General features: G+C 68.3%; 10 protein-coding genes. 1 reads left to right on the top strand and 9 read right to left on the bottom strand.

Annotation, left to right across the window (positions count from 1 at the left end):
- Nucleotides 1-403: 403 nt before the first annotated feature.
- From ACLP25_RS26220 to larA, 8 genes are all read right to left on the bottom strand, one after another.
- Nucleotides 404-1,087 (bottom strand): retropepsin-like aspartic protease family protein, encoded by a 684-nt coding sequence (locus ACLP25_RS26220; RefSeq protein WP_442472046.1) that lies wholly within the window; start codon nt 1,085-1,087, stop codon nt 404-406.
- Nucleotides 1,087-1,314, bottom strand: a complete 228-nt coding sequence (locus ACLP25_RS26215; RefSeq protein WP_442472045.1) for a DUF1289 domain-containing protein — start codon at nt 1,312-1,314, stop codon at nt 1,087-1,089. Before ACLP25_RS26215 ends, ACLP25_RS26220 begins: the two co-directional genes overlap by 1 nt.
- A 9-nt stretch (nt 1,315-1,323) precedes the next feature.
- Nucleotides 1,324-2,112, bottom strand: a complete 789-nt coding sequence (cobS, locus tag ACLP25_RS26210; RefSeq protein ID WP_442472044.1) for an adenosylcobinamide-GDP ribazoletransferase — start codon at nt 2,110-2,112, stop codon at nt 1,324-1,326.
- On the bottom strand, nt 2,109-2,531 hold the full coding sequence (locus tag ACLP25_RS26205; protein ID WP_442472043.1) for an anthrone oxygenase family protein: 423 nt from the start codon (nt 2,529-2,531) through the stop codon (nt 2,109-2,111). Before ACLP25_RS26205 ends, cobS begins: the two co-directional genes overlap by 4 nt.
- A 242-nt stretch (nt 2,532-2,773) precedes the next feature.
- Complete coding sequence (gene larB / locus ACLP25_RS26200) at nt 2,774-3,460, bottom strand: nickel pincer cofactor biosynthesis protein LarB (RefSeq protein WP_442472042.1); 687 nt, start codon at nt 3,458-3,460, stop codon at nt 2,774-2,776.
- Entirely contained in the window at nt 3,457-4,254 is a 798-nt protein-coding gene (locus ACLP25_RS26195) for an adenine nucleotide alpha hydrolase (protein ID WP_442472041.1), read from the bottom strand. Before ACLP25_RS26195 ends, larB begins: the two co-directional genes overlap by 4 nt.
- Nucleotides 4,251-5,483, bottom strand: coding sequence for a LarC family nickel insertion protein (locus tag ACLP25_RS26190; protein ID WP_442472040.1), 1,233 nt, complete (start codon nt 5,481-5,483; stop codon nt 4,251-4,253). The genes ACLP25_RS26195 and ACLP25_RS26190 overlap by 4 nt, the downstream gene beginning before the upstream one ends.
- A 36-nt stretch (nt 5,484-5,519) precedes the next feature.
- Nucleotides 5,520-6,812 carry a nickel-dependent lactate racemase gene (larA, locus tag ACLP25_RS26185; protein WP_442472039.1) on the bottom strand — a complete coding sequence of 431 codons (1,293 nt, stop codon included), beginning with the start codon at nt 6,810-6,812 and terminating at the stop codon, nt 5,520-5,522.
- Between the two features lie 449 nt (nt 6,813-7,261).
- Between larA and poxB the strand changes: the two genes are divergently transcribed.
- A complete protein-coding gene (gene poxB / locus ACLP25_RS26180) occupies nt 7,262-8,980 on the top strand; it encodes a ubiquinone-dependent pyruvate dehydrogenase (RefSeq protein ID WP_442472038.1) in 1,719 nt (572 codons plus the stop codon).
- Between the two features lie 103 nt (nt 8,981-9,083).
- On the opposite strand, the gene ACLP25_RS26175 is transcribed toward poxB, so the two are convergent.
- Nucleotides 9,084-9,643: PTS fructose transporter subunit IIC (locus ACLP25_RS26175; protein WP_442472037.1), on the bottom strand; the 560-nt coding region annotated here is incomplete at its 5' end.

Genomic DNA, 9,643 nt, shown 5'->3' with positions numbered 1-9,643 from the left:
CGAGAGGGCCGGTCTATATAAATTCGTAACGGCAGACCGGAAAGGACAAGAACGCGAATTCTGGCTCGGTGGCTGGGTTGTCCCAAGTCGTTACCCGGCTCGCGTGAGCCGTTAACTTCCGACTCTGGCCGAAGCTCGGCCTAGGTGAGTCGGAGAGGCAGGCGTGACCCCCATCCCTTCCCTCCGACACGCGAAGCGGTGAGGTGGCGCGAAGCGACAGACCGGGTGCGTAAAGCAGGTATGGTCCGACGAAGGTTTACGGCGACAGAACGCGAATTTTGCTTAGGCCGAAGCAGCGCACCACACCCCATCGGGCGCTTCGCACCAGCTTCCCCAGCAAGCTGGGGAACGCTCCGTGCGGCGATTTCAGACGTGTGAAGACTGCAGCCCCATGGAACAGGAGTCACTTCGCCGTCAGGACGAGCTTGCCGCGCTCGACTGAGTAGCTCTTCAGGCGCTCCAGAAAGCTCATGCCGAGCAGGCTTTCCTGCAAGGCGCCGGGCTTGGCGACCAGGGCCGGCACCTTGCGCATCACGATCGGCCCTACCGAAATTTCGTCGAGCCGGACCTCCGCCGCCATCGCCGCGCCGTTGGCCGTCGTCACCGGCACGTCGTAGACGAGGCCGGCCGCATTGATCCCGGCCCGGCGCGCATCCGATGCGGTCAGCACCACCATGGATGCGCCGGTATCGAACAGCAGCGTCGCGGACGACCCGTTGACATGGGCGGTCACCGAGAACTCCCCGCCGAGCCGGCTGCGGATGATCGCCTCGCCGCCCTGCCCGACCATCGGCTCGGACGGCAGGAGTTCGGCCGTCATCCGGTCGATGAAGTCGCTCGCGTCGTACCGGTAGGCGTACACGCCCACGAGAAACGCCAGGAGGAGCGCCCAGACCGCGATCGAACTCACCATCCGGGCGATATCCGACGGCCGGGCGCCGGCGAGGAGATAGCAGAGGAACGCGACGGCGCCCGCGCCGGCCGCGACCGTCCCGTGATCGAGGCCGGCGATCCTGGCGTCGGACGGCGTCAGCATCAGGACGGCGATGGCGACGCCGACGATGACGAGCGGAAGGATGAGGCGCATCAGCCGCCCCGCCGTCCGGCGCCGGCCCGTCCCCCGCGCCGCGCGCGCGAGCGCGCCTCGACAAGGCGCGCTTCGAGCCCCGCCATCACGGCGAGCCGCTCCTTTTCGTTCATCGCGCCCCACCCGGCGATTTCCTCGACCGTGCGGCCGCAGCCGATGCAGAGCGCCGACGCCGGGTCGACGACGCACACATTGACGCAGGGGGTGGAAATCGGGGCGGCGGACATGGCGGTCACTTAAGCGGCGGACCGGCCGATGAGAAGACCGCACCAGGCGGCGACCTCGGCCCACTGCTGCGCGGCGCCGGCGACGTCCCCGGTCTGGCCGCCGATCTGGCGCTTGGCGAGCGCCGTCATCGCGCCGGCGCCGATCGCGGCGCCAAGCCATCCCGAGAGGCCACGACCGGCGCCGGTCGCGAAGAGCGCGAGCGCGAGCGCGAGGACGAGCGCGACGCCGCAGGCGGCGGCGAAGCTTTGCGGCTCGAGCCGCCCTGCGGCTGCGCCCGCGCCGTCCGTACGCGCCGGATCGAGGAGGGCGAGCGGCGCGAGCGCGCCGGCGCGGGAAACCGCCGCTGCGATGACGAGCGCGCCGGCCGCGCTTGAGAACCCGTGCGCCAGCGCCGCCGAAAGCGCGCCGACCCGGACGATGAGCGCGAGGACGAGCGCCACCGCGCCGAAGGCGCCAATCCGGCTGTCGCGCATGATTTCGAGCTTGCGCTCGCGCGTCGCGCCGCCGCCGAAGCCGTCGGCGACGTCGGCGAGGCCGTCCTCATGCAGCGCGCCGGTCGCGGCGACGAGGGCGGCGACGGCCAGCGCCGCGGCGACGAACGGCGGCAGCCCGAGCGCCTCCGCCGCGGCAAGCGCGACGGCGCCGACAAGACCCACAACCGCGCCCGCGACCGGGGCCGCCCAGGCCATGCGGTTGAAGTCGAAATTCGCCTGCGGCGGCGACGGCAGCGGGAGGCGGGTGAAGAACCGCAGGGCGTCTGCGACGTCGCGCCGCCGCGACGCCGGTCCGGCGTTCACAGAATCCACAGGAACATACCGACCGCCAGGACGCCGATCGCGGCGAAGCCCGCCTCGACGAAACCCCACTGGCGCACCAAGGCGCGCGCTGCGCCGACATCGGGCCCGCGCAGCGCGAGAATCTGGTTGTTGAGCGGCGCCATGACGAAGAAGGCGTAGGGCCAGCTCGCGATGACGATCAGCGCGCCATACACGTAGCGCACGTCCTGCGTCTCGAAGGACGCGATGAAGCCCGCGACCGCCGAGGCGAGCGCGAAGGCCAGGAGGAGGGCCACGGCGCGCCTGTCGCTCGGCCCCCATTCGGACAGCAGCGCATCGTCCTCGAGCGCGAGCCGGGCCGGCTGCTCGACCCAGTTGAGATAGATGGCCGCGCCGGCGAAGGCGGCGGCGAAAGTCAGCGCGATCAACCCTGGAATCATGACGGCTCCTGAAAACCGCGCCTCTCTAGCATGACCGGGAAGCGGACGGGAATGCGCCGGGGAGACGCCGGGGAAAAGGGCGGATGGACGAATCGCGCGCCCCGGCTAGTGTTTCCACGTCGGTTAGGCCAAAGGCGTGCTCCTTCCCCGCTTGTAGGGGAAGGCAGGGATGGGGGGTCTCGGTGACCGCGCCAATGAGGGACCCCGAGCATCACCATCAAACGGCAGTGCGACCCCCCGCCCTAACCCTCCCCCACAAGGAGAGAGGGAATCCCGCCGGCCATGGCGTTGAGGATTCTCAGCGCGCTGCAGGCTGCGCCATAGCCGTTGTCGATGTTGCAGACGACGATCCCGGGCGCGCAGCTCGCCAGCATGGCGTTCAAAGCGGTCCGGCCGCCTTCCGTCGCGCCATAGCCCACCGACGTCGGCACCGCAATGACGGCGGCGGGGGTAAGGCCGCCGACCACGCTGGCGAGCGCCGCGTCCATGCCGGCGACCGCAATTACGATCGGGCGCCGCCGGATCTCCTCGATCCTGTCCATCAGCCGCCACAGGCCGGCGACTCCGACGTCGGCGATCAGCGCCGCCTCGACTCCCGCGTGACGAAGCGTCCGCGAAGCCTCCAGGGCGACGCCCGTGTCGGAGGTCCCCGCGGCGACGATCGCCACCTTGCCGCACTCCCGGACGGGTCGGACGGGCCCGAAGAATCCCGTCCGGGAGAGCGGGCAGTAGTCGGTCGCCTCCGCCAATGCCTTCGGCAGACGGTCGATCTGCTCGGGTTGGCATCGCGTCAGCAGGAGCCCGACATCCCGCGCCCGCGCGCCCTCGAGAATGGCGGCGATCTGCGCCACCGTCTTCCGCTCGCAGAGCACGGCCTCGTCGACGCCGATGCGCTGGCGACGATCGAAATCGAAAAGGACATCACTCACGACTTGGTCCCGACAAAAGCGCCGCCGTTGCGATAGATCTCGAAGGCGACCGGCATGTGCGCCAGCCGGGAAGGCAGAAGGTTCGCGATCGCTTGCGCAAGATCCGCGCGGGTCTCTGCGTCGGCGTCGGCCAGGCTTTGCCCATCGAGCTCGACGACGACGCCCGCGCGACGCACCCGGCAACGCACGGTTGCCGGCCGCAATCGCCGGCCGACGAAAGTCTCCACCGCGTGGACGCCCCTCAGGGTCTCCGGATCGATGGCGATCCGCGTCTCGACGCGGCTGGAGAGACAGGGCGAGGCCGGCAATTCCGCAACATCGCCAAGACCTAGGACGCGAGCCAGCGCTCGGACCCCCTGCTTGTCGACGCCCGCCTCGATATAGGGATGGCGAACGCCGCGCTCGCGCGCCGCTTCGAGTCCCGGGCGATATTCGCCGAGATCGTCGAGGTTCGCCCCCGACAGAATCGGCCGGTCGGATAGGCCGGAGATCGCGTGGTAGAGGTGAGTCTTGCAGAAGTAGCAGCGGTTCACCGGATTGCCGGCATAGCGTGCGTCGGCGAACTCGCCTGCGTCGAGCACGGTGAGGTCCCACCCCTCGCTTTCGGCGAGCCGACGCACGCGTCCCGTCGCCTCCGGGGGAACCGCGGGCGACACGGCGTGGATCATGGCTGCCCGCGTCCGTCCGAGCAGGCGGTTCGCCAGGGCGGCGAGCGTCATCGAATCGACGCCGCCGCTCACCGCAACGGCGGCGGCGTCCAGAGACAGAAGCACGGCCTCGAGCCTCTCCGTCATGATTCCTCCTTGGCGGTCTTCGCGCCAAAAAGCTCGACGCGCCGCCGCAGCTGAGAACGCGACGCGCTTCCGGCGACGCCGGCGAGGTCGTCGGCCTCCGCCTTCACGGTGCGGCCGCCGGGCCGCTCCACAATCTTGAACCGGACCGGGCGGCCGTCGACATCGAGCGTGTCGACGGTGCGGGGCAGGACATCGCGGTCGACCAGCCAATGCCTCACGCCGATCGTTGCGGTCTCTTCGAAGATCCGGGCAATCACGTCGTCACGGGCGCCGGGTCTCGCGAGCACGCGCAACTGCGTCATCATCCGGCCCTTCTTGCCGAACGCCGGCGCCTGGACGACGTCGAGAACGCCGGCGTGCGCGCGCAGATGGTCGACCGCGTGAGCGAGGTCCTCGCCGGTCTGATCGTCGATCTCGCATTCCAGAACGACGACCTTCTCCGGGGCGGGACGCGCATCGACCGTCTCGAAAGCCAGCACCCGCAGGCAATTGCTGAGCCCGGGCATCCGTCTGGCGCCGAACCCATAACCCGAGCCGACGAGCCGACGCGGCTCGCGCGCCTCATCGGACGGATCGCACAGGTGGCGAAGAATGGCCGCGCCCGTCGGCGTGACCCTCTCCCCGCCGACGCCGTCGTCGATGGTCACGAACCCTTCGAGCAGGATTGCGGTCGCCGGGGCTGGCGCAGGCATGAGGCCATGGGCGCTGCGAATGCGGCCCGACCCCAGCGGCGCGGGCCCGACCGTCCAGCGCGCCGCGCCGATCTCGCCGATCAGCCAGGCCGCGGCGACGATGTCAGCAATGGAATCCCAGGCGCCAACCTCATGGAAGCCCACGTCGTCAGGGTCGACGCCATGAATCCGCGCCTCCGCCGCCGCCAGGTGAGAGAAGATCGCGACCGCGTGCTCGACTGTCTTGCGATCGAGCCGGGACGTCGTCAGCGCCTCCCTTATGAGGCGCCAGTCCACGGGATCGTGTTCGCCGTGCCCCGCCCGATGACGATGGCCCGGCGCCTCTTCGTCCGACCAACGCCGCGTGACGACAAAGCGCCGCCCGGTCAGGACGCCGTCGTCATGCGGCGCGACGTCGACGTGGACGTCTTCGATCAGCGGGCAGAGGGCAATCGTTCGGGCGAGCCCCTCCTCGAGATCCGGCCGCAGGTGGAGCAACGCCGCGACGAACATGTCGCCGGCGATCCCGCCCAAAAGATCCATGTGGATCTCGATCATGACGCCTCTCGGGCGCCGGCCGGCGGCGCCCGCTCCTCAAGGCGCGTAGCGCGGGACGACATAGGGACCCTCCGGGATGACGGCGACATGCGGATCGCCGCTTCGCGCGATGCTGCGCTCCACCGCCAGCGTGAGATCGTCGATCGTCTCCACGCCCGTCAGCCGGCGATCGTCCCCCATAAGGCCGGTCGTATGAAGCTCGATGCGCCCCACCCGCATGGGTTTCAACTGCATCTCCGTCTGCCACTCGTCGACTTCGGCGAGGCTCTTGGCGGTCAGCGTCGCCAGGAACCGCTCCGGGCCGAGTTCGAGCAGTCGGGCTTGCGCCTGACGGAATTCCGCCGAGCCGAAGCCTTCAGAGCATTCGGAGGCGATGATCAGCGTGCCGCCGGGCTCCAGAATGTCGAGCGGCGTCACCATGCCCTTGACGGTCTGGTAGTAGGTCTTGTCGAGCGGATCGCCGGCCGACGACGTGACCACCGTTGAGAACCGCCGCGGCACGGGAACGTTGGTCGCTTCGGCGACAAAGTCGACCGCTGCCTGATGGCTCGCGACGATCTCGCCGAAAGTCGCGCAGACGAGGTCGCGGTCTTCGTCCATGACGGCGTTGAGCGCATAAATGTCGCCCAGCATGCGGACGATTTCGAGCTGCTCCTCATGGAGCGGATTGCCGACGAGATTGCACTGAACCGCGAGCGGATCCTCCATGAAGCGCGCCGAATGAAAGGTGCGGATCGTCTCGTGATGGGCGACGCCGGGCGCGACAACCTTGCGTCCGCCCGACCATCCGGCCATGAAATGCGGCTCGACCAGTCCCGTCGCGATGCGAAAGTCGGCCTCGACGAAGCGCCGGTCGAGCTTGACCGGCGTGCCCCGCGTCCGCGTGCGGCCGAGGTCGACGTGGTCTCTCTCCTCGCGCGCATAGTGGTTTTCGACCCGCACGCGTTCGAGCACCCAGGGGTCGCCGACGAGTTCGGCGAGCTCGTCGCCGAGATTGGGGCGGTGGAGACCCGTCGCCACCAGGATCGAGATCCGGTCCGACGGCACGCCCGAAGCCGTCAGCGTCTCGACCATCGGCCGCAGGAAAAGCCGATTGGGCACGGGTCGCGTAATGTCGCAGATGAGAATGCAGACGCTCCGCCGGCCCCTGGCGAGCTCGGCGAGCGGCGCCGAACCGACAGGGCGCGCGAATGCGGACGCGATCGCCCCAGCAGGATCTGCAAGCTTGGGCAGAACTCTTTTGCGAATGACCGTCGCACGCGCCGCCGCCGGAAGCGCCAGGGAAATATGACCGCGCCCGTAGGAAATCCTGAGCTCATCCGCGCCCATCCGCGCCTCCTCGCTTCCGTCTCTGTCGGCGAACTTGGAACCCTACGCCCGCGCCTCAAATCGGCCAAGCCGAGACTCGCGGAAGCTGAGATCCGGGCATCGTGCGGACGCCGACTGACTTTTTAGACGGTCCGCTCTTCGCCACTCCAACACGTTCCCTCATCACCGATCACTTCTGTAACGAACGGGCGCCGCCCGAATCGCCGAAGCCAGGGAGCAATCTCCACAGCGATGGACGTCGTTGTGTTCGGCCTCTCGGCGCGGCTCGACCGATGTTCGGCGGTCTGCTTGGAACTACGCCCAAGAGCACGGCTGATGATCGGGCGCGCTTCCGCTACGCCGGCCCCTGTTCTGGGTCGCGTGTATTTTTGCCGCAATTGTTGCGCGCCAATTCCTGCGCGAGACGGGGCGCAATCCGCGCTCGCTTCCCTCGATCGATGGAGATGACCATGGCGCGTACAGCAGCAGCTCACATGGCGGACACGCTCCTGAAGGCGGGCGTGCGGCGGATATATGGCGTCGTCGGCGATTCGCTGAACGGCTTCACCGACGCGCTGCGTGAGATGAAGTCGATCGATTGGATTCACGTCCGTCACGAGGAGGGCGCGGCCTTCGCGGCGGGCGGCGAAGCGCATGTGACCGACGAGCTCGCGGTCTGCGCAGGCAGCTGCGGTCCGGGCAACCTGCATCTGATCAATGGCCTGTTCGACTGCCAGCGCAGCGGCGTCCCCGTGCTCGCCATCGCCGCGCACATCCCGAGCAGCGAGATCGGCATCGATTATTTCCAGGCGACTCATCCGGAAAGCCTGTTCAAGGATTGCAGCCATTATGTCGAGCTCGTTTCGAATCCCCATCAGCTGCCGCAGATCCTGACCCGCGCGATCCGCGTCGCCGTGGCCAGACGCGGCGTCGCGGTGGTGGTCATTCCAGGCGATGTCGCGCTGAAGCCCCTCGAAGCGAAGACGCCCTGGTTGATTCCCGCAAAGCCGGTCATTCGGCCGGCCGACGACGAGCTCGCGCGGTTGGCTGGGATCCTGAACGAGGGCTCGCGGATCACGCTGTTCTGCGGGGCAGGATGCAAGGGCGCGCACGACCCGGTCGTCGCGCTGGCGGCGCGGTTGAAGGCCCCGATCGTCCATGCGTTTCGCGGCAAGGAGTTCATGGAATACGACAACCCCTACGACGTCGGAATGACGGGCCTCGTCGGCTTTGCCTCGGGCTACGCGGCGATGAAGAGCTGCGATACGCTGCTCATGCTCGGGACCGACTTCCCCTATCGCCCGTTCTTTCCCGACGGCGCGCGGGTCGCGCAGGTCGACATCAGGCCGGAGGCGCTGGGCAATCGCTGCGGCCTCGAGCTCGGCCTTCTCGGCGACATCGCGAACACGGTCGACGCCTTGCTGCCGATGGTCCGCGAGAAGAGCGACCGCACGCATCTCGACGCGGCGCTCGCCGACTACAGGAAGGCTCGCGCCGACCTCGACGCGCTCGCGGAGAGCGGTCCGAGCGGCAAGGTCATCCATCCGCAATTCGTCGCGCGTCTGGTCAACGAGCTCGCCGCCGACGACGCGGTGATCACCTGCGACGTCGGGACGCCGGTCATCTGGACCGCGCGCTACATCAAACCCAATGGCAAGCGCCGGATCGTCGGCTCTTTCAATCACGGGTCGATGGCCAATGCGATGTTGCAGGCGATCGGCGCGCAAGCCGCCTGTCCGGGCCGGCAGGTGATCTCGCTCTCCGGCGATGGCGGTTTCGGCATGATGATGGGCGAGTTCATGACTCTCACCCAGGCGAAACTCCCGGTTAAACTGGTCGTGTTCAACAACGGCACGCTCGGCTTCGTCGAGATGGAGATGAAGGCGTCCGGCTTCCTCGACACGCAATGCGACCTGAAAAACCCGAACTTCGCGGCGATGGCCGAGGCGATGGGCGTGAAGGGAATCCGCGTCGAAAAACCTGGTGATCTCGAGGCTGCCTTGACCGCCGCTTTCGCACACGAAGGACCCGTGCTCGTCGACGTTCTTTCGGCCAGGCAGGAACTCGCGATGCCGCCGAAGACGACGACGGGCAAGGCCTATCATTTCGGCATGTTCCTGATGAAGGCGGTGCTCGACGGCCGCGCCGGCGAGCTGATCGACCTCGCCGAGGTCAATCTGAGACGGTGAACAGGGCGGTCGTCCTCGATCCGCTACGGTCGAAACGCCGCATCGCCGTCGCCGCCGGGGAACTGTCCGGCGGCGGCGAAGGTCTTGGCTTCAGGGTCGGCCTTCAGGCCTCGACGGCCTTGGGCTTCACGACGCGCAGCAGGATGGCGGTGACGACCGTGCCTGCGACCATGGCGACGAGATAGCCGCCGAGGTTGGTGACCGCATTGGGGATCGGCAGGACGAACACTCCGCCATGGGGCACTCTCAGCTCGCACCCGAGGCCCATCGAGATCATGCCGGCGACCGCCGAACCCACCATCAGCGACGGGATCACGCGGAACGGATCCTTGGCCGCGAACGGGATCGCGCCTTCGGTGATGAAGGAGAGGCCAAGGACGAAGGCCGCGTTGCCCGCCTCGCGCTCGTCCTCGTTGAAACGGTCGGCGAAGACCTTGCTTGCCAGCGCCAGGGCGAGCGGCGGGGTCATGCCGGCGACCATCGCGGCGGCCATCGGCCCGTAGACCTGCGAGGCGATGAGGCCGGTGGCGAAGGTGTAGGCCGACTTGTTCACCGGGCCGCCCATGTCGAAGGCCATCATGGCGCCGATGATCGCGCCGAGCACGATCGCGTTGCCGGTCTGCATGCCTTTGAGCCAGGCGGTCATGGCGGCCAGCGCCGTCG

The organism is Roseiarcus sp. (genome assembly GCF_052145395.1).
Taxonomy (GTDB): Bacteria; Pseudomonadota; Alphaproteobacteria; order Rhizobiales; family Beijerinckiaceae; genus Roseiarcus.
The sequence above is the reverse complement of the archived record's forward strand: the minus strand, read 5'-3'. Positions and strand labels throughout refer to the sequence as shown.

Bases quoted from the DNA above. Each gene is read 5' to 3' on its own strand.
- ACLP25_RS26220 (WP_442472046.1), bottom strand. From the start codon at position 1,087: ATGCGCCTCATCCTTCCGCTCGTCATCGTCGGCGTCGCCATCGCCGTC.
- ACLP25_RS26215 (WP_442472045.1), bottom strand. From the start codon at position 1,314: ATGTCCGCCGCCCCGATTTCCACCCCCTGCGTCAATGTGTGCGTCGTC.
- ACLP25_RS26205 (WP_442472043.1), bottom strand. From the start codon at position 2,531: ATGATTCCAGGGTTGATCGCGCTGACTTTCGCCGCCGCCTTCGCCGGC.
- ACLP25_RS26195 (WP_442472041.1), bottom strand. From the start codon at position 4,254: ATGACGGAGAGGCTCGAGGCCGTGCTTCTGTCTCTGGACGCCGCCGCC.
- ACLP25_RS26190 (WP_442472040.1), bottom strand. From the start codon at position 5,483: ATGATCGAGATCCACATGGATCTTTTGGGCGGGATCGCCGGCGACATG.
- larA (WP_442472039.1), bottom strand. From the start codon at position 6,812: ATGGGCGCGGATGAGCTCAGGATTTCCTACGGGCGCGGTCATATTTCC.
- poxB (WP_442472038.1), top strand. From the start codon at position 7,262: ATGGCGCGTACAGCAGCAGCTCACATGGCGGACACGCTCCTGAAGGCG.